The organism is Alteromonas sp. ABH4_454, assembly GCF_056311775.1.
In genome coordinates this window covers 1156824-1176649 of sequence record NZ_CM149972.1, presented here as the reverse complement: position 1 = coordinate 1176649, position 19826 = coordinate 1156824, and the positions used below count along the sequence as shown (strand labels likewise).

Annotated in this window: 13 protein-coding genes, 2 tRNA genes and 3 rRNA genes; 5 read left to right on the top strand and 13 right to left on the bottom strand. The window is 46.4% G+C overall.

What is annotated here, in order from left to right; translation table 11 throughout:
- The first annotated feature begins 173 nt into the window (after positions 1-173).
- Both ACYX4W_RS05150 and gpmA read left to right on the top strand, forming a co-directional pair.
- Positions 174-635, top strand: coding sequence for a cupin domain-containing protein (locus ACYX4W_RS05150; RefSeq protein WP_476074891.1), 462 nt, complete (start codon positions 174-176; stop codon positions 633-635).
- Between the two features lie 176 nt (positions 636-811).
- Entirely contained in the window at positions 812-1558 is a 747-nt protein-coding gene (gpmA, locus tag ACYX4W_RS05145; RefSeq protein ID WP_474809166.1) for a 2,3-diphosphoglycerate-dependent phosphoglycerate mutase, read from the top strand.
- Positions 1559-1628: 70 nt separating this feature from the next.
- Here gpmA and ACYX4W_RS05140 read toward each other — a convergent pair whose 3' ends face one another.
- From ACYX4W_RS05140 to ACYX4W_RS05115, 6 genes are all read right to left on the bottom strand, one after another.
- Entirely contained in the window at positions 1629-2630 is a 1002-nt protein-coding gene (locus ACYX4W_RS05140) for a branched-chain amino acid aminotransferase (RefSeq protein ID WP_476074890.1), read from the bottom strand.
- Between the two features lie 227 nt (positions 2631-2857).
- Positions 2858-2973: ribosomal RNA gene (gene rrf / locus ACYX4W_RS05135) — 5S ribosomal RNA — on the bottom strand.
- A gap of 120 nt (positions 2974-3093) precedes the next feature.
- Positions 3094-5969: ribosomal RNA gene (locus ACYX4W_RS05130) — 23S ribosomal RNA — on the bottom strand.
- 349 nt (positions 5970-6318) lie between these two features.
- Positions 6319-6395, bottom strand: a tRNA-Ile gene (locus ACYX4W_RS05125).
- Between the two features lie 37 nt (positions 6396-6432).
- Positions 6433-6508, bottom strand: a tRNA-Ala gene (locus ACYX4W_RS05120).
- A 78-nt stretch (positions 6509-6586) separates the two neighbouring features.
- A 16S ribosomal RNA gene (locus ACYX4W_RS05115) occupies positions 6587-8119 on the bottom strand.
- Together the 16S, 23S and 5S rRNA genes with 2 tRNA genes alongside form the textbook arrangement of a ribosomal RNA operon.
- Before the next feature lie 517 nt (positions 8120-8636).
- Between ACYX4W_RS05115 and ACYX4W_RS05110 the strand changes: the two genes are divergently transcribed.
- Complete coding sequence (locus ACYX4W_RS05110) at positions 8637-9785, top strand: iron-containing alcohol dehydrogenase (protein WP_476074889.1); 1149 nt, start codon at positions 8637-8639, stop codon at positions 9783-9785.
- Here ACYX4W_RS05110 and ACYX4W_RS05105 read toward each other — a convergent pair.
- The 7 genes from ACYX4W_RS05105 to ACYX4W_RS05075 form a co-directional block, all read right to left on the bottom strand.
- The gene (locus ACYX4W_RS05105; protein ID WP_476074888.1) at positions 9782-10549 is read right to left on the bottom strand and encodes a 3-keto-disaccharide hydrolase; all 768 of its coding nucleotides are present in this window, start codon (positions 10547-10549) and stop codon (positions 9782-9784) included. The two genes, ACYX4W_RS05110 and ACYX4W_RS05105, sit on opposite strands and share 4 nt — an antisense overlap.
- Positions 10550-10670: 121 nt before the next feature.
- A complete protein-coding gene (locus ACYX4W_RS05100) occupies positions 10671-11288 on the bottom strand; it encodes a gluconate 2-dehydrogenase subunit 3 family protein (RefSeq protein ID WP_476074887.1) in 618 nt (205 codons plus the stop codon).
- Positions 11288-12973, bottom strand: coding sequence for a GMC oxidoreductase (locus tag ACYX4W_RS05095; RefSeq protein WP_476074886.1), 1686 nt, complete (start codon positions 12971-12973; stop codon positions 11288-11290). The genes ACYX4W_RS05100 and ACYX4W_RS05095 overlap by 1 nt, the downstream gene beginning before the upstream one ends.
- 44 nt (positions 12974-13017) lie before the next feature.
- Positions 13018-13935, bottom strand: a complete 918-nt coding sequence (locus ACYX4W_RS05090; RefSeq protein ID WP_476075445.1) for a hydroxypyruvate isomerase family protein — start codon at positions 13933-13935, stop codon at positions 13018-13020.
- Positions 13928-15145, bottom strand: coding sequence for a nucleoside permease (locus tag ACYX4W_RS05085; RefSeq protein WP_476074885.1), 1218 nt, complete (start codon positions 15143-15145; stop codon positions 13928-13930). The genes ACYX4W_RS05090 and ACYX4W_RS05085 overlap by 8 nt, the downstream gene beginning before the upstream one ends.
- A gap of 26 nt (positions 15146-15171) precedes the next feature.
- The gene (locus ACYX4W_RS05080) at positions 15172-16239 is read right to left on the bottom strand and encodes a sugar phosphate isomerase/epimerase family protein (RefSeq protein WP_476074884.1); all 1068 of its coding nucleotides are present in this window, start codon (positions 16237-16239) and stop codon (positions 15172-15174) included.
- Between the two features lie 36 nt (positions 16240-16275).
- Positions 16276-17430: a Gfo/Idh/MocA family protein gene (locus tag ACYX4W_RS05075; protein WP_476074883.1), complete on the bottom strand. Its 1155-nt coding sequence runs from the start codon at positions 17428-17430 to the stop codon at positions 16276-16278.
- Positions 17431-17807: 377 nt separating this feature from the next.
- On the opposite strand from ACYX4W_RS05075, the gene ACYX4W_RS05070 reads away from it, so the two are divergent.
- Both ACYX4W_RS05070 and ACYX4W_RS05065 read left to right on the top strand, forming a co-directional pair.
- Entirely contained in the window at positions 17808-18812 is a 1005-nt protein-coding gene (locus ACYX4W_RS05070) for a LacI family DNA-binding transcriptional regulator (protein ID WP_476074882.1), read from the top strand.
- A 55-nt stretch (positions 18813-18867) separates the two neighbouring features.
- Positions 18868-19821, top strand: coding sequence for a sugar phosphate isomerase/epimerase family protein (locus ACYX4W_RS05065; protein WP_476074881.1), 954 nt, complete (start codon positions 18868-18870; stop codon positions 19819-19821).
- Positions 19822-19826: the final 5 nt, after the last annotated feature.

The following is a 19826-nucleotide window of genomic DNA, read 5'->3' as shown; positions in this document are numbered from 1 at the left end:
TGAAATGTCATACACCTCGTTCATTTACAAATATATAACATCCCTGTTTTCTTATAATCTTTCAAGCGGTATGCTTATTACCACGCTAAACGTCTAATGCCTTGATACATGCTCAGAAAGTCATTGAAAAACGAGCACCGGTAAAAAAGCAATAACAACAATACGAAGTTATCATGACCCATCCGCTTATTAAGAAATACGACCTAGAACCTCATCCCGAGGGAGGTTTTTATCGTCAGGTTTTTCGTTCAGAAAATAAGACTACATCCTATGTCCATGGTGCCAGTCGTCCAGCACTCACCCATATCTATTTTCTTTTACTCAAGGGCCAAGTCAGTCGCTTTCATCGCGTTTTACACGATGAAGTATGGAATCACTATGAAGGTGCTCCTTTACAGCTATTCCAAATTCAAAAACAGCAGTTATGGGAACGCCGTATAGGTGGTGGTAACAACGATTATGTTGAAGTCGTTGAGGCGGGCAATTTTCAAGGAGCTGCAACTATGGGTGACTACTCATTTGTCGGTTGTACAGTCGCGCCAGGGTTTGATTTTGAAGATTTTAGCTTTATTGAAGAACCATCAATGAAAGAGTGGATAAAAGTTGCCCATCCAGACCTGACACGGTTTATTTAATAAATCTCTTAACTGAACGGCAAAGACACGTCTTACCTGCGATTTTATAACCGCTTAAACTGGATTTTTAAGCGCCAATCAAGGATGATAACAGCAGTTTTTAAATATACGTCTGAACGTCCAACTTCCGGAATTATCTCAGACTATTTCACTTTAACGCCGCAGGTAACCCAACTATGTATAAATTGGTACTTATTCGTCATGGAGAAAGTCAGTGGAACTTGGAAAATCGTTTCACGGGCTGGCACGACGTTGACTTGACTGACACTGGTGTAGCACAAGCAAAGACCGCAGGTCAGCTTCTTAAAGATGCTGGATTTACATTTGATCAGGCATATACGTCTGTACTCCTTCGCGCAATCAAAACGCTTAATATTGCCCTTGAAGAAATGGGTCAACACTACCTTCCAGTTGAGCGCCACTGGCGCCTGAACGAGCGTCACTACGGTGCTCTGACCGGTCTAGACAAAGCGGAAACTGCTGCTAAGCACGGCGAAGAGCAAGTGAAAATCTGGCGTCGTAGCTTCGATATTCCACCTCCGGCAGTTGAAGACGACAGTGAACACTTCCCTGGTCACGACGCTCGTTATAACAATGTAGATGCTGATATTCTGCCACGTGGTGAAAGCCTGAAACTTACTATCGAACGTGTATTACCTTACTGGCATGATGTTATTCGCCCAGACATCCAAGCTGGTAAGCGTGTAATTATAGCGGCACATGGCAACAGCCTTCGTGCGCTTGTTAAGTATTTAGATGGTATGTCAGACGAAGAAGTATTAGGTCTTAACATCCCTACAGGTGTGCCACTAGTATACGAACTAGATGAAAACCTTAAGCCAATCTCTAAAGAGTATCTTGGCGATGCTGATGCAATTAAAGCAATGATGGATGCAGTTGCTAAACAAGGCCAAGCGAAATAAGCGTAAACCTTTTAAATACTAAAAAGCCTGCTTAAGCAGGCTTTTTTATGGGTATCTGATTATGACTAGTTTAGTTTGGCACTTTGACTAGCCAGTTGTGGGTATCTTCGGCTTTACCCCATTGGATATCATTTAACGCCTGTCTAAGTTTCATAGTGACCGGGCCAGCTTCACCGCTTCCAACCTGATACTCTTTGTCGTTATGAATAAAAGTACCCACTGGCGTAAGCACAGCCGCTGTACCAGACAGCGCCGCTTCTGTATTTGGTTTTGCAGAGCGTTCTAATAGCTCTTCAACTGTAATATCACGCTCACTTACTTTCATGCCGTGATCTTTAGCAATTTGAAGAACGGTTGCACGGGTTACTCCGTGTAAGAAGCTAGAGTCCAACCCTTTTGTAATAATCTCGTCACCGTCAATTAGTAAGAAGTTTGCTGCACCGGTTTCTTGAACGTCACCATTGGGACAAAACAGTATTTGATCAGCCTGAACTTCTGCGCGGGCTTTCAGAATAGGTGGTAATGCACTGGCATAATTACCGCCACTTTTTACCATTCCCATATGCGGCGCACAGCGCATCCCTGTTTCGTCTAGTAACAATCGAAGCGGCTTTGCTCCGCCCGCAAAGTAATCACCCACTGGAGACAATAATACGTATAGCATCGAATCTGCTGACGGTGCTGCAGCCTTGCCAATAGATGCTTCTGTACCAATGTGGGTAGGACGAATGTACATAGAACCAGGAGGCTCTGGAACCTCAGAGGCATACTTTGCAACAATATCGATAATCATCTTTTCAACTTGCGCTTTATCTATTTCAGGCAAATTTAAAAGGCGGCTACTTTGAGCAAAGCGCTCAATGTTCTTATCCATTCTGAATATATTGATGCTGCCATCTTCATGCTTAAATGCTTTTAAACCTTCAAAGCATGTACTTGAGTAGTGAAGCACGTGTGCACCAGGGTGAAGTGAAATACTGTCTGCACTGACAAATTCGGTGTCAGTCCACTTATCGTTGACAAAGGTAGCAAGCGCCATTTGTGGCATGAATACTGTACCGAATACGGCCATTAGTTCGTCCTATTTACTTCGACTAAAATGATATTCGCAAGAGTTTACCAAAAAACCTGAACATTGCTAAAAGTAAGTCGATTCTATTAAGGCTTTTATCGAATAAGAATGTCTATAAATACTGACAGCTTACAAATAATGGGGTCAGAGTCACGACTCTGACCCCATTATTTTTCTCTGGTGCAGAAAGCAAAAAACCCGCCGTTAGGCGGGTTTCTCTTAATGGGACCTGGCAGTGTCCTACTCTCACATGGGGAAGCCCCACACTACCATCGGCGCTAATACGTTTCACTTCTGAGTTCGGAATGGATTCAGGTGGTACCGTATCGCTATGGCTGCCAGGAAAAACTGGTAACAATCTAGAAAACTGGATATCAATTCAATCAGTGAGTAACTACTTTTCACTCTACTTACTTTAGCTTGTCTACAACACTTCAAAAGCCTAAAGCTTTTTGGGCGTTGTATGGTTAAGCCTCCCGGGCAATTAGTACAGGTTAGCTTAACGCCTTACAACGCTTCCACACCCTGCCTATCAACGTCATCGTCTATAACAACCCTTCCAGAACTTAAAGTTCAGGGATGACTCATCTTTGGGCCGGCTTCCCGCTTAGATGCTTTCAGCGGTTATCCGTTCCGAACATAGCTACCGGGCAATGCGATTGGCATCACAACCCGAACACCAGCGGTTCGTCCACTCCGGTCCTCTCGTACTAGGAGCAGCTCCCATCAATCATCCAACGCCCACACCAGATAGGGACCGAACTGTCTCACGACGTTCTAAACCCAGCTCGCGTACCACTTTAAATGGCGAACAGCCATACCCTTGGGACCGACTTCAGCCCCAGGATGTGATGAGCCGACATCGAGGTGCCAAACACCGCCGTCGATATGAACTCTTGGGCGGTATCAGCCTGTTATCCCCGGAGTACCTTTTATCCGTTGAGCGATGGCCCTTCCATACAGAACCACCGGATCACTATGACCTACTTTCGTACCTGCTCGACGTGTCTGTCTCGCAGTTAAGCTAGCTTATGCCATTGCACTAACCTCACGATGTCCGACCGTGATTAGCTAACCTTCGTGCTCCTCCGTTACTATTTGGGAGGAGACCGCCCCAGTCAAACTACCCACCAGACACTGTCCACAATCCCGATAAGGGACCAATGTTAGAACATCAAACATACAAGGGTGGTATTTCAAGGACGGCTCCACACAATCTAGCGACTGTGCTTCAAAGCCTCCCACCTATCCTACACATGTAGGTTCAATGTTCAGTGCCAAGCTGTAGTAAAGGTTCACGGGGTCTTTCCGTCTAGGTGCGGGTACACAGCATCTTCACTGCGATTTCAATTTCACTGAGTCTCGGGTGGAGACAGCGTGGCCATGGTTACACCATTCGTGCAGGTCGGAACTTACCCGACAAGGAATTTCGCTACCTTAGGACCGTTATAGTTACGGCCGCCGTTTACCGGGGCTTCGATCAAGAGCTTCGTCCGAAAACTAACCCCATCAATTAACCTTCCGGCACCGGGCAGGTGTCACACCCTATACGTCCTCTTACGAGTTTGCAGAGTGCTGTGTTTTTAATAAACAGTCCCAGCCACCTGGTCACTGCGGCCTCCATTTGCTTACCACGCGAAGTGTTCACAAACAGAGGCGTACCTTCTCCCGAAGTTACGGTACAATTTTGCCGAGTTCCTTCACCCGAGTTCTCTCAAGCGCCTTAGTATTCTCTACCTGACCACCTGTGTCGGTTTGGGGTACGGTTCATATAATCATAAGTTTAGAAGCTTTTCCTGGAAGCAGGGCATCAACAACTTCACTCCCTTGGGAGCTCGTCTCGTGTCTCGGCCTTGAAGACCCGGATTTACCTAAGTCTTCAGCCTACGCACTTTCACTTGGACAACCAACGCCAAGCTTGCCTAGCCTTCTCCGTCCCTCCATCACTGATTATATAAGTACGGAAATATTAACCCGTTTCCCATCGACTACGCATTTCTGCCTCGCCTTAGGGGCCGACTTACCCTGCCCTGATTAGCATGGGACAGGAAACCTTGGTCTTCCGGCGTGGGAGTTTTTCACTCCCATTATCGTTACTCATGTCAGCATTCGCACTTGTGATATGTCCAGCAAGCTTTACAACTCACCTTCATCCACTTACACAACGCTCCCCTACCCAGCATGTAAACATGCTGCCGCAGCTTCGGTATATTGCTTAGCCCCGTTACATCTTCCGCGCAGGCCGACTCGACTAGTGAGCTATTACGCTTTCTTTAAAGGGTGGCTGCTTCTAAGCCAACCTCCTAGCTGTCTATGCCTTCCCACATCGTTTCCCACTTAGCAATATTTTGGGACCTTAGCTGGCGGTCTGGGTTGTTTCCCTCTCCACGACGGACGTTAGCACCCGCCGTGTGTCTCCCGGATAGTTCTCATTGGTATTCGGAGTTTGCAAAGGGTTGGTAAGTCGGGATGACCCCCTAGCCTTAACAGTGCTCTACCCCCAATGGAATTCGTCCGAGGCTCTACCTAAATAGATTTCGGGGAGAACCAGCTATCTCCCGGTTTGATTGGCCTTTCACCCCCAGCCACAAGTCATCCCCTGACTTTTCAACGTCAGTGGGTTCGGTCCTCCAGTTGATGTTACTCAACCTTCAACCTGCTCATGGCTAGATCACCGGGTTTCGGGTCTATACCTAGCAACTAAACGCGCAGTTAACACTCGCTTTCGCTACGGCTCCGCTATTCGCTTAACCTTGCTACTAAATATAAGTCGCTGACCCATTATACAAAAGGTACGCAGTCACCCCGAAGGGCTCCCACTGCTTGTACGTATACGGTTTCAGGTTCTATTTCACTCCCCTCACAGGGGTTCTTTTCGCCTTTCCCTCACGGTACTGGTTCACTATCGGTCAGTTAGGAGTATTTAGCCTTGGAGGATGGTCCCCCCATATTCAGTCAAGATAACACGTGTCCCGACCTACTCGATTTCACTGTAAAGATTGCGTCGTGTACAGGGCTATCACCTTGTATCGCTCCTCTTCCCAAAGGATTCCACTACATTCAATACAGCTTAAGGGCTGTTCCCCGTTCGCTCGCCGCTACTAGGGGAATCTCAATTGATTTCTTTTCCTAAGGGTACTTAGATGTTTCAGTTCCCCTCGTTCGCCTCGTTACACTATGTATTCATGTAACGATACCTGTAAACAGGTGGGTTTCCCCATTCGGACATCTGTGGCTCAAATGCATTTTGTCGGCTCACCACAGCTTTTCGCAGACTTACACGTCCTTCATCGCCTCTAACTGCCAAGGCATCCACCGTATACGCTTCGTCACTTAACCATACAACCCCAAACAGCCTTTTGACTTCTGTCTAAGTTATGTCGCATGAATGACAAGCTAATCGGAAGAATTGCCTTGCTATCAATAAATTGATAACAAGCAATTCAGTCAAGTAGAGTAAAAAGTTCATCTTTCGATTTCTCAGTTACTCAATTTTGATTGATTACTATTAATATCAGCTTTCCAAATTGTTAAAGAACATTTGATGTTTCCTGCAAAAGCAGTACTTTCATCTTTAGAGTAAAAAACCCTAATCAATCTTTACTGAAACAGTAAATATTCATTAGGATTTCGGGTCCAACGTGACACGTTTCTACCTTTGTTACCTTCCTTTTTTAAAGCAAGGAAATGGTAGGCTTGGGCAGACTTGAACTGCCGACCTCACCCTTATCAGGGGTGCGCTCTAACCAGCTGAGCTACAAGCCTTCAGTACTTCGCTTATGCAAGCTCAGTGTCAAGTAGATGGTGGAGCTAAGCAGGATCGAACTGCTGACCTCCTGAATGCAAATCAGGCGCTCTCCCAGCTGAGCTATAGCCCCATAAACTTGTGTCGTTCTTCATTTTAAACAAGACTATCTGTGTAGGCACTGCATCAAGTGCGTCTTTCGACGTAATGGTAAGGAGGTGATCCAACCCCAGGTTCCCCTAGGGTTACCTTGTTACGACTTCACCCCAGTCATGAAACACAAAGTGGTAATCGTCCTCCCGAAGGTTAGACTAACTACTTCTTTTGCATCCCACTCCCATGGTGTGACGGGCGGTGTGTACAAGGCCCGGGAACGTATTCACCGCAGTATTCTGACCTGCGATTACTAGCGATTCCGACTTCATGGAGTCGAGTTGCAGACTCCAATCCGGACTACGACATTCTTTAAGGGGTCCGCTCCACATCACTGTCTCGCTTCCCTCTGTAAATGCCATTGTAGCACGTGTGTAGCCCTACACGTAAGGGCCATGATGACTTGACGTCGTCCCCACCTTCCTCCGGTTTGTCACCGGCAGTCTCCTTAGAGTGCCCAACTTAAGGCTGGCAACTAAGGACAAGGGTTGCGCTCGTTGCGGGACTTAACCCAACATCTCACGACACGAGCTGACGACAGCCATGCAGCACCTGTGTCAGAGTTCCCGAAGGCACCAATCTATCTCTAGAAAGTTCTCTGCATGTCAAGTGTAGGTAAGGTTCTTCGCGTTGCATCGAATTAAACCACATGCTCCACCGCTTGTGCGGGCCCCCGTCAATTCATTTGAGTTTTAACCTTGCGGCCGTACTCCCCAGGCGGTCTACTTAGCGCGTTAGCTTCGCTACTCACGACTTAAAGTCACAAACAGCTAGTAGACAGCGTTTACGGTGTGGACTACCAGGGTATCTAATCCTGTTCGCTACCCACACTTTCGCACATGAGCGTCAGTCTTTGGCCAGGGAGTCGCCTTCGCCACTGATGTTCCTCCAGATATCTACGCATTTCACCGCTACACCTGGAATTCCACTCCCCTCTCCAAGACTCTAGTCTGCCAGTTCTAAATGACCATCCCAGGTTGAGCCCGGGGCTTTCACATCTAGCTTAACAAACCGCCTGCGTGCGCTTTACGCCCAGTAATTCCGATTAACGCTCGCACCCTCCGTATTACCGCGGCTGCTGGCACGGAGTTAGCCGGTGCTTCTTCTGTTGTTAACGTCACGGCTAGCAGGTATTAACTACTAACTTTTCCTCACAACTGAAAGTGCTTTACAACCCGAAGGCCTTCTTCACACACGCGGCATGGCTGCATCAGGGTTTCCCCCATTGTGCAATATTCCCCACTGCTGCCTCCCGTAGGAGTCTGGGCCGTGTCTCAGTCCCAGTGTGGCTGATCTTCCTCTCAGAACAGCTAGAGATCGTTGCCTTGGTAAGCCTTTACCTTACCAACTAGCTAATCTCACTTGGGCCTCTCTTTGCGCCGGAGCCGAAGCCCCGTTTGGTCCGTAGACATTATGCGGTATTAGCAGTCGTTTCCAACTGTTATCCCCCTCGCAAAGGCAAGTTCCCAAGCATTACTCACCCGTCCGCCACTCGTCATCTTCTAGCAAGCTAGAAATGTTACCGTTCGACTTGCATGTGTTAGGCCTGCCGCCAGCGTTCAATCTGAGCCATGATCAAACTCTTCAATTAAATATATCGAAATATGAATCGTCGTTGTGACACTCTTAACGAGTGCCCACACAGATTGTCTTGTCTAAATTGTTAAAGAACGTTGCGACTTCGTCGCAATTCACTAGAAGCCGCTGCTTCTTAGTGACTCACCCTGTTCGAGTGAGGTGCGCATTATACGCTGGAAGTTTTCGTTGTCAACACTTTTTGAAAATTTATTTTCTGAAGCGTTTCTTCTAAACTCCCGTCTTTACTGGCCTATATAGGTAGTAGAGACTTACTTCAGGAGGGTTGCTGTTTTGCTTTTCCCCCGAAGCGGATGCGCATTTTAGGGAAATGAGCGCTCACGTCAACACTTATTTCGAAAAAAACCTTATTTTTCGATCGTTTGCACAAACAACACACAAAACGTTCATTAAAACCACGAATTCACCTCACTTTTAACCATCTATAAGGTTAGTTAAGTGGTATCCGCTGTGTTGTACTATAAATTAAATAACTCGTAGCTATTAAAAAACGCCCTTATCAGGAGCACTTTATGAAGGTTTCGGAATTTAAGACCGCGGGAAAACTCATTACTGGACTAGGTGCTATTAAAGCCCTTACTGATGAAATGAAGCGTTTAGGCATAAATAACTGCGCTGTGATAACTGATAAAGGCGTATCTTCTTCAGTGCTTCTCGACCAAATACTCACGCTCACTCCTTCTAAACCTTTACTTATTGTTGATGACATACCTCCTGAGCCTGAAGTAGATGTTATAGAAAGAAAGTTGTGCGCGCTTCGGGAAAAACAAATAGACGGAATAATCGCGCTGGGCGGAGGCAGTGCTATTGATAGCGCTAAAGTACTTGCCTCAACATATGACTATACCGGACCTCTTGTAGATCTCTTCGGTGAAAATACACTTACACAAAGAAATCTCCCCCTTATTGTTATCCCCACTACCGCTGGTACAGGTTCCGAAGTTACCAACATTGCTATATTGTCTGACCCTAAGGCCAAAATGAAAAAAGGCATTGTTAGCCACTGCTTACTACCCGATGTAGCAATTGTTGCACCTGAGATGACTAAAACGTGCCCTGCGTCCATTACAGCAGCTAGTGGAATAGACGCATTCGTTCACGCTCTTGAAGCTTATATAAGTGTAAATGCCAGCCCAATTACCGATGCGTTAGCAGAGAAAGCACTGAAGCTTATCTTTAATTCATTACTTCACGCTTATTATAATGGTGAGAACTTGTCGGCTCGTGAAGATATGGCCACCGGTAGTTTAATGGCAGGTCTTGCGTTTGGAAACGCGGGCGTGGGCGCAGTACATGCACTGGCTTACCCCTTAGGCGGGCGCTTTCATTTATCACATGGCATGAGTAACGCGGTAATGCTTCCTCACGTTTTGAAAGTTAATGCGCCTTTCTGCCAAGACAAACTTTACTGCGTGGCCAAGCTACTGAAGGTATGTGAGCGCCACCATTCAAAAGAAGAAGCAGTTAAGCTGCTATTAGGTGCTATAGAAAAGCTGTGTCGGGAAGTAGACATACCCGCTTCACTCACCCATTTTAATATTTCGCCAACTTGTGTAAGGGAACTAGCAGAAGAAGCGAGTGAAGTAACTCGCCTTCTTCGCAATAATCCCAAGCAATTAAGTGTAGAAGAGATTGAAGATATATATCGGCTTGCGTTTTAAAGCGGTCTTACCCACATATTTTTGAAGCTCACTAAGTTACCGTGATCTTGCAATTGAAGTGGGGCACATCCGTGCGCTTTATATTTAGGTGCACCTATCCATTCTGTAGTTCCTTGGATCTCGGTATGGTTTTGAACTACTACACCGTTATGTATAACGGTAACGTAGCCCTTTGTTGCTAAGTCTTCACCGTTAAAGGTAGGAGCTTTATAGATAATGTCATAGGTTTGCCACTCACCAGGGGCCTTCATAGCATTGACTAACGGGATAGTTTGCTTATATACACTTGCAGCCTGACCATTGGGATAGGTCTTATTCTGATATGAGTCTAATACCTGAATCTCGTATCTTTGTTGAAGGAAGATACCGCTGTTATTACGCTGCTGTCCTTCCATACCGGCTTCTGGCTGGGGCGCTTTCCACTCTACGTGCAGTTGTACGTCACAAAACGCTTCGTTCGTTTTAATATCGCCCGTGCCCGGTTTTACGGTAAGTACACCATCTTGAAGCGTCCATTTAGCCTCACCTTCTTTTACCGAACTCCAATTTGATAAGTCATTGCCAATTAAAATGGTGGCATCAGAAGGCACGCCCGCCTTATCAAAAGAAACAACTTCCGGAACCGGCTCCCAAACTTCTGTTTTGGCTGCCTGCTGTTCACGAGTTAGACGTGACTCGCTTTTCTCCGTATCTGCTTCTGTTGTAGCGCACGCGGTAAGCGGCATAAGTAGCGCCACTGTGGAGGCAAGAAGAGTCTTATTCATTGTGTTAGTACCTTTTCTAATCTGTTTCATCAATATGTAGCGATTGGCTTTTTTGTTTTGCTTTATTCGCACTTAGCTTTATATATCAAGCTCTTGTCTATCAGGCCTTTGTATATCAGGCTTACGTGGCCCACGCTTTGTCGCCCTTCTTATAAGGAAATGCTCCGTCGTAACGCCCAGGAATAGCTACATATCGAAGTACTTTGGTAGCACCAACTTGTGACGTGAAAAAGCAATAAAGTGTCAGTTGCTTTAATAAGGTGAAGTAGTGAGGGGTTGGCTCATCGGTACCAGGCTCCCATTGACTTGGCTTGCCTGTTTCAACGCCTTGATAAACGCCGTTAGAAAGATTCGCCGCTTTTGCTTCCACATCCAAACCGTTAAAGAAAGTTTCTCGCTCTTGCTTGCTAAGCTGGATAAATGGCTTATTGAAGCGACTTTTACTTAATGAAGATATTTTCTTTATGCCATCGACAAACGTCTTTTGAAGTAAGGGTGTGTAGCAATCGGTTACCAGCACAGCCATTGTTGCACCAACGTTTGCAGCTTTTGCTCCAGGCGTATCTGTTTGGGGGATGATTACCTCCCCCATCTCGTTGAGTAGAGCCACGTCTTTTTCATTAAATAATGTGTCACTTAGCGGTACCGCAGGAATATCTTTGTAGGCAAACACATTTCCTGCGAATAACGCCGTACCCGTGGCTGTCGCGATAAGTTTAAGTAGTTCTCTGCGTTCCATTAAAGATTACCTCGCTTTAACTCTTCCACGGCAAACTCAGCAGCTCTTGCCGTTAGTGCCATGTAAGTGAGCGATGGGTTAACACAACTGCCTGATGTCATTGCTGCACCATCTGTAACAAAGACGTTAGGTGCGTCCCATACTTGGTTATGCGCATTTAATACGGACGTTTTTGGATCTCTGCCCATACGCGCCGTACCCATTTCGTGAATACCCATGCCAGGAGCATAGTCGGCATCCCAACCTTGAACATTCTTAAGCCCAGCTGCTTCGAACATATCAACGGCATCTTGCTGCATATCTTTACGCATCTTGAGTTCGTTTTCTTTGATCTCAACGTCCATGGCAAGTACTGGCAAGCCCCACTTATCAGTGACTTTTTTGTTCAGGTACACTTTGTTTTCGTGATACGGAAGTATTTCACCAAAAGCGGTCATCCCGATGGTCCAAGGACCCGGCTCGGTGATCGCATCTTTTAGCCCTGCTCCTACACCAAGTTCGGCAATGTCTTTGCGCCAGCCCGAACGACTTGCGCTGCCTTGATAGCCGAATCCACGTAGATAGTCACGCTTATCACCACCCCAATTTCTAAACCTTGGCACATAGAAACCGCTTGGTCTGCGTCCGTAAGTATATTTATCCTCAAAGCCTTCTACTTCTGCCGATGCTCCTACTCTAAAATGGTGGTCCATAACGTTGTGGCCTAGCTCGCCACTACTGCTTCCCAATCCACCGTCCCACACATCCGTGGCAGAATTCATTAGTACCCATGCCGAGTTCAAAGCTGACGCATTAACGAAAACGATTTTACTTTTGAATACATAAGTCTCGTTGGTTTCTGCATCGATAATTTCAACGCCAGTGGCGCGCTTTTTGTCTTTGTCGAACAAGATCTCTTTTACAATCGAGAAAGGACGAAGGGTTAAGTTACCTGTTTTAACAGCCGCCGGAAGCGTAGATGCTTGCGTACTAAAGTAGCCACCAAACGGACATCCCAACCAACACTTATTGCGGTACTGACAATGAACACGCCCTTCTTCAGGTTTGCTTTGTGTCATGTTAGATGTTCGACCGTGTACCAAATGGCGCGAGCCTTCGTAAGCTTTTTTAACCCGTGCAGCGATACTTTCCTCTACAATATTCATTGGCATCGGCGGCTGGTAAATACCATCAGGCAACACATCTAAACCATCTCGGTTGCCGCTGATACCTGCGAATTTTTCTACATAGTCATACCAGGGTGCTAAGTCTTCGTAGCGAATAGGCCAGTCAACCGCTATACCTTCTTTAGCATTGGCTTCAAAATCTTCTTTGTTTAAACGGTAGCTTTGGCGCCCCCATAACAATGAGCGCCCGCCTACATGGTAGCCTCTGTACCAGTCAAAGCGCTTGTCTTCGGTATAAGGATTTTCTTTTTCATTTGCCCACATACCGTAGGTTTTTTCATTTAGTGGGTAGTCGCGTTTGAGCACGGGATAATCTACTTTCATCGCCTGTGTAGGTAAGTCGCGATGTGGATAATCCCAATCTTCTTTATGGGCATTCTTGTAGTCTTTTATATGTTCAATATTTTGACCACGCTCAAGCATAAGCACTTTTAAGCCTTTCTCGGTAAGCTCTTTCGCAGCCAAACCACCACTGATACCAGACCCAATGACTATTGCATCGTATTCGTTACTCGCCATAACACGTCCTTAAAACTTCATTCGTCGCTGTGCCTGTTCGCACGTTATACATCGCAAATTTGAATCGCTTGGTGTAACGACGCAATTCTGCTGGCTTTGCTTTTCGGTGTGGGTATAAACTCTTGTGCTAGATAGCCTTTGAACCCGGTCTGAACAATGGCTTTAGCAATGGCTTCATAATTCAGTTCTTGTGAAGCATCTATTTCGTGACGTCCAGGAACGCCGGCCGTGTGATAATGACCAAAGTACTGATGGTTATCGCGAATAGTTCGGATGATATCCCCTTCATTAATTTGCATGTGGTAGATATCGTAAAGCAGTGAGAAGTGCTGCGAGCCAAGACGTTTGCAGAGTTCTATGCCCCACGCAGAGTTGTCGGCCATGTAATCAGGGTGATCGACTTTGCTGTTGAATAGTTCCATGAAGATCACCACATTGCGTTTTTCAGCGTAAGGTAAAATTCGCTCTAATCCTTCGACGGCAGTTTCAAGCCCGTCTTCCTGCGACATGCCTCTGGCATTGCCGCTAAAACAAATAAGGTTGGTGTAACCTGCATCGGCGACTAAATCGATGTGCTGTAAATAGCGTGCTTCTAGTTCATCGTGTAATTCAGCATGAACAAAGCCATCTTCAAGGCTAATTTCAGCGCCATTACACATAGAAGAGTCGATGCCATATTGCTTTAGTACAGGCCAATCTTCAGGACCAACTAGATCAATTGCACTAAAGCCCAAGTCTTTTACGGTTTTGCACAACTCTTCAATACTTAAATCGCCGTAAGTCCATCGACTTACCGAGTGATTCACATTGCCTTTAAGCGGTGTATTCATGGCATTACTACCTTTACCTGCTGTGGTTGACTCGGCTACCGCTAAACTAGAGGCGGTTAATCCTACTCCAGCTATTCCTACCCCAGTCACTGCCATGCTTTGAAGTAACTTTCTGCGGGCATTGTTATGCATCGGCATTAACCTTCTCCTTTCTAAATAGAATGGCGAATAGTACTAACACCACCGCGGCAAACGCTGCTGGGAATAACCAAACCTGCTGCCAACTATGGGCACCTGTTTCCGTCGTATAGGTATCGGTAATTGCGCCTGCTACAGCAAACCCCACCAGCATACCTACGCCGTATGTTGCTAACGTAATTAGCCCTTGCGCGGCACTTTTTACATGCTCTCCCGCTTTCGCATTGGTATAGATTTGCCCTGATACAAAGAAGAAGTCGTAACAAATACCGTGCAGTGCAATACCAACAATAAGCATGAATAAACTTTCGTCAGCGTCCCCAAATGCGAACAGCGCATAGCGAACAACCCATGCAGCCATACCAATCACTAAGGTGGCTTTAATGCCGAAACGATTCAAAAATACCGGTAGAGCCAACATAAACAGCACTTCAGATACCTGACCTAATGTCATTTTGCCCGTTGCATTTTCAACGCCTATTTCAGTAAGGAATGGATTCGCATTCTGGTAGTAAAACGCCAGTGGAATACAAATAAGTACTGATGAGAGAAAGAATACAAAGAAGTTTTTGTCTTTTAACAGTGCCAACGCGTCTAAGCCAAGAATGTCGCGTATGGTTACGGCTTTGCCGCTAGATTGAGGTGGCGTGTTTGGTAGTGTAAAACTGAACACACCTAAAATTAACGAGGCAATGCTACATAATAAGAAGGTGTTTTTGAGCATACCATCGGCAATAGATTGGGCAGAATCCCATGAGAATACATAGCTAATCATAAGACCTGCCACAATCCAGCCGATAGTGCCCCACACACGAACTTTTCCGAACTCTTTCGACGGGTCGACCATTTGCCCGAATGACACCGAGTTGACCAGTGCCAGCGTAGGCATATAGGCAATCATGTACACCAACACATAAGGGTAGAAGCTGGCAAAATCATTCGCTTGGTACATACAATACATAAGTACGGCGCCAATGAGGTGTAAGAAACCGAGGATCTTTTCTGCATTAAAGAATCGGTCGGCAATAAGCCCCACAATGAAGGGGGCAATGATGGCGCCCCAACTTTGGGTTGAGAAAGCCATACCGATTTGCCCGCCATTAGCAGCCAAGGTATTCGACAAGTACGTACCTAATGTTACAAACCAGCCTCCCCAAATGAAGAACTGAAGAAACATCATCAAACTCAGGCGTAGGGTTATCATAGTTATTGCTATCCTGTTGATGGCGCTTAGCGCTCAAGCCCTAAAATACGTTTATTCTTCGCTTCACTCACATCACCACCCGCAAAATCGTCAAAAGCGTATTTGCTTGGCTCAATAATATGTGAAGCAATGAAAGGCGCGCCTTCTGCAGCACCTTGCGCACTGTCTTTTAAGCAGCATTCCCACTCAAGTACTGCCCAGCCGGTGAAGCCGTACTGGGTAAGCTTGCTAAAAATTCCTTTGAAATCGACCTGCCCATCGCCAAGAGAGCGAAAACGGCCAGCTCGTTCTTGCCAGTCTTGATAGCCGCCATATACACCGTTTCTGCCGTTAGGGTTAAATTCGGCATCTTTGACATGAAACATTTTGATACGGCTGTGGTAACGATCGATAAAGTCGAGGTAGTCAAGCTGCTGTAAAACAAAGTGGCTTGGGTCGAAAAGAATATTTGCCCGAGGGTGGTTATCTACCGCACTTAAAAACTGCTCGAACGACGCACCATCGTGCAGGTCTTCACCAGGGTGGATTTCATAACACACGTCTACGCCCGCATCATCGAATGCATCAAGTATGGGCTTCCAACGCTTAGCGAGTTCAGCAAAGCCTTGCTCAACCAAGCCAGCTGGACGCTGAGGCCAGGGGTAAACCAAGTGCCACATTAATGCACCTGAAAACGTAGCGTGGGCTTTTAACCCCAAACGTTTACTGGCAATAGCCGCACATTTCAGCTGGTTGATTGCCCACTCGGTTCGCTCTTGTGGCTTGCCATGTAAGTGCGCCGGTGCAAAATTATCGAATAACTCGTCGTAAGCGGGGTGAACCGCTACTAACTGACCTTGTAAGTGCGTAGAAAGCTCGGTTATTTCCACGCCAGCGTCTTTACAAATTTGCGCTATATTGTCGCAGTACTCTTGGCTTTCAGCCGCTTTCTCTAAATCGAAAAGACTAGGATCGGTAGGAACTTGTATTCCCTTATAGCCAAGCGACGCTGCCCACTTCGCCATATTTTCGAGCGTATCGAAAGGCGCTTCTTTTCCCATAAACTGAGCAAGGAAGATTGCGGGCCCTTTTATAGGTTGTTGGTTAGTAGCCATAAGCGATCACCTTTTTCATATTAAGTTGTAGTTGCATTATTGCGTTCCTTCCTGACTAACCGACTCCCACTTAGTGTCGCTGTCAGTACTAGCTAGCATGGCGTCGATAAATACCATCCCGCGTAAGCCTGAATTTATTCCAGGAACGCCGTCAGCTTTGCCTTTTCGATTAGCGCGCACTGCTTTGGCAAAGTCGGTATACAAATTTGCCATGGCTTCTAAGTAACCCTCTGGATGACCAGCTGGAACACGACAACGTGCAGATGCCTCATCACATAGACCAACTTGACCTTGGCCCGCTCTAAACACCTGATAAGGGGCATCAACAGGGCGATAGACAACGGAGTTTGGCTTCATTTGGCGCCACTCTAGACCGCCTTTGTCACCGTAGACACGGATCTTCAACGCGTTTTCCTCCCCGGCACATACCTGTGAAGCAATCAACACACCCGACGCGCCCTTTCTGGTTTTGATAAGCGCAGCACCGTCATCGTCCAATCGACGTCCTTCAACATGCGTGTTCAACTCGCCACATAGCGAAGTAACACCGTCGTTTAATACAAACTCAACCAAACCAAAGGCATGAGTACCTATGTCGCCCATTGCGCCTGTTGCCCCAGAAATTGCTGGGTCGGTGCGCCACTGCGCTTGTTTATTGTGCGTTTCTTCTTCGCCAGACAACCAGCCTTGGGGATACTCAACATACACTTTTCGAATGTTGCCCAGCTTACCGCTTTCAATAAGATGACGTGCTTGCCATACCATTGGATAGCCAAGGTAGGTATGAGCCAAGCCATATAGCGATTCATTTGCGTGAATAACATCTTGCAGTTCTTTTACTTCAGCAAAGCTAACGCCAGCTGGTTTTTCACAGAACACATGGAAACCCGCTTTAATAGCGGCAATTGAAATGGGTACATGAAGATGATTAGGTGTGACGATTACTACCACCTGCATGCGCTCTTGCTCAGGCAACTTCGCTTCTTCGTCAAGCATTGCCTGCCAACTACTATATGCGCGAGTTAACGGCACGTTTAACGATGCGGCAGTGCGTGAGTTATTGTCTTCATTGCGGCTAAATGCGCCACACACCAACTGGTAGTTCCCATCTAACCCTGCGGCATGGCGATGTACGGCACCGATAAATGCGCCTTCCCCGCCGCCGATCATTCCCATTCGTATTGGTTGCATCGAAATTCCTCTTTGTGCAATTGCACTATTGGTGTAGCTAATGCGACTAAATGTAACCCGTTACATTTTAATGGTCAACACAAAAAACAGCATTTTATTAATCAAAAGTTTACATTTGGTAGTGTAACATTGGCTATCAGCCCAAATAAGTGGCGATAAAACGGGCTGAATATAGAAGACGGATGAAGTGAGACTTACAATTAATCTACAAATAACCTTTGACGTTCTCGTTAAAGTACGTATTCTTTAAGTTAAAATGAAAACGGTTACATTTTTAACTTAACGTTTAATTTGAATTCGCTACCATCGTATAACGCCTACCGTTAGCTGGTTGGGTTTACAATGCATACATGAACTAACAAACAACAAAAATAGAAATGGCAAATATTAGAGATGTAGCAGATAGTGCCGGCGTTTCGGTTGCTACCGTATCAAGAACACTACAACAACCTGAGCGTGTTTCTCCAAAAACACGCAACAAGGTGATGGCTGCGGTTCAGGCTGTGGGATACAAACCTAATTTAATGGCGGTTAAGTTTCGCTCGGGTAAAACCCACAACTTGGTGGTGCTGGTTCCCACTGTGGCGAACGTGTTTTTTGCCCGTGTTATTAGCGGCATGCAGGAAGCCGCTGCAGAGCTAGGTTATTCCATTTTGCTTGCCAACACCCTTGGTAACAGTGAAATTGAAAGCCATTACGCCAAAATGGTAAGCACTTCGCAGGCAGACGGGCTTATTCAGTTGCGTGCACACAATCCTTTTGATGCCACTATGGTCAACGACAACGGTCTACTTCCCATGGTCAATGCCTGTGAAGTGATTGACCATGGCCAATATCCTGTTGTGTCGTTAGATAACCGCGCCGCGGCCAAAGCGATGACCGAGCACTTAATATCGTTAGGGCACTCCCGCATTGCCATGATCAAAGGGCCAAACTCAAGCCCGCTGACCCAGGACCGGTTAGTTGGCTACCAAGACGCACTAAAGCAAGCAGGTATTTCCTTTGATGAAAACTTGCTGTTCCCAGGCGACTTTACATTGCAGGCCGGATACAACGCTGGTGAAACTATCGCCCGTTTGAAAGACAGGCCTACCGCTGTTTTTTGTGAAAACGACGAAACAGCCATTGGTGCTATGCAAGCCTTCAAGCAGGCTAATTTGCATGTGCCAAACGATATTTCTGTAGCAGGTTTTGACGACATTGCGTTCTCAGCCTTTGTCGACCCGCCGCTAACGACTATTGCACAACCGGCAGAAGAGTTTGGTAGAACGGCGGTAACGCTTTTAGTGGACCTACTGAACGGCAAAATTCGCAAAGCCCCCAAGGTTATTATGCCGTTTGAACTTATTGTACGTGGGAGCACAGGCAAAGCTTTGAGTTAATTAGTGAGAGTAAAACGCCAGCCCCTATGAACCTAGACATATAAAGGAGCACACAGTGAATTGGAGTAAAGAAACGTTAAGCAAGACAGTAATTTTAGACGCGGCCAGCGACATTGGCTCTGGCGTTTCAAGACGACAGTTCATTAAATACTCGTCTGGTTTATTGGCGGCTATGAGCGCTCCTGCTGTTTTGGCTGATACGAGTTTGGCGAACGGGCATGGTGGTGATAAAGGAGCAATGATGAAGGGCATGCATAATAGCGCGGTTGGCCTGCAGCTTTATACCCTAAGAGATATTATGAAGGTAAGTGTACCGGCTACGCTTAAACTGGTAGCTGACGTAGGCTATACGGAAATGGAATTTGCAGGCTACTTTGACCATAGTGCAAAAGAGATTAAGCAACTGCTTGACGAAAATGGCCTTACTGCGCCCTCGGCTCATATTCAGTTAGATGAGTTCGATACCAACCTTTCACAAATTTTAGATGACGCTCACACCGTTGGTCACAAGTACTTAGTGGTACCTTGGCTTAGCGAAGCTCAGCGCGGTACGGGTATAGCGCCTTACCAAGCCCTTGCAGAAAAGCTAAACACCATTGGTGAAGCCTGTAAGAAAGAAGGCATTACCCTTGCCTACCACAACCACGATTTCGAGTTTGAAGTACGCGACGGCAAGACACCGTTGGACGTACTAATTACCCAGACCGATCCAGACCTTGTTGCCATGGAGTTAGATTTGTACTGGACGGTTAAAGCAGGTAAAAATCCCGTTGATTACTTTAAGCAGTACCCAGGCCGCTTTAAGCTTTGGCATGTAAAAGATTTGGCTGAAGACGGCAGTTTTGCTGATGTGGGCACAGGCACTATTAACTTTAAAGAGATATTTGCGCATGGCAAGTTAGCTGGCATTGAACATAAATTTGTAGAGCGCGACCAAACCACCGACCGCATAGCCACTATTGAACAGGGCTTTAAAGCGGTAAGCGCATTAAATAAAGGCGTTAGCTAACGCTT

Excerpts from the sequence above, each read along its gene's own strand:
- ACYX4W_RS05150 (WP_476074891.1), top strand. The coding sequence starts at position 174 with ATGACCCATCCGCTTATTAAGAAATACGACCTAGAACCTCATCCCGAG.
- gpmA (WP_474809166.1), top strand. The coding sequence starts at position 812 with ATGTATAAATTGGTACTTATTCGTCATGGAGAAAGTCAGTGGAACTTG.
- ACYX4W_RS05140 (WP_476074890.1), bottom strand. The coding sequence starts at position 2,630 with ATGGCCGTATTCGGTACAGTATTCATGCCACAAATGGCGCTTGCTACC.
- ACYX4W_RS05110 (WP_476074889.1), top strand. The coding sequence starts at position 8,637 with ATGAAGGTTTCGGAATTTAAGACCGCGGGAAAACTCATTACTGGACTA.
- ACYX4W_RS05105 (WP_476074888.1), bottom strand. The coding sequence starts at position 10,549 with ATGAATAAGACTCTTCTTGCCTCCACAGTGGCGCTACTTATGCCGCTT.
- ACYX4W_RS05100 (WP_476074887.1), bottom strand. The coding sequence starts at position 11,288 with ATGGAACGCAGAGAACTACTTAAACTTATCGCGACAGCCACGGGTACG.
- ACYX4W_RS05095 (WP_476074886.1), bottom strand. The coding sequence starts at position 12,973 with ATGGCGAGTAACGAATACGATGCAATAGTCATTGGGTCTGGTATCAGT.
- ACYX4W_RS05090 (WP_476075445.1), bottom strand. The coding sequence starts at position 13,935 with ATGCATAACAATGCCCGCAGAAAGTTACTTCAAAGCATGGCAGTGACT.
- ACYX4W_RS05085 (WP_476074885.1), bottom strand. The coding sequence starts at position 15,145 with ATGATAACCCTACGCCTGAGTTTGATGATGTTTCTTCAGTTCTTCATT.
- ACYX4W_RS05080 (WP_476074884.1), bottom strand. The coding sequence starts at position 16,239 with ATGGCTACTAACCAACAACCTATAAAAGGGCCCGCAATCTTCCTTGCT.
- ACYX4W_RS05075 (WP_476074883.1), bottom strand. The coding sequence starts at position 17,430 with ATGCAACCAATACGAATGGGAATGATCGGCGGCGGGGAAGGCGCATTT.
- ACYX4W_RS05070 (WP_476074882.1), top strand. The coding sequence starts at position 17,808 with ATGGCAAATATTAGAGATGTAGCAGATAGTGCCGGCGTTTCGGTTGCT.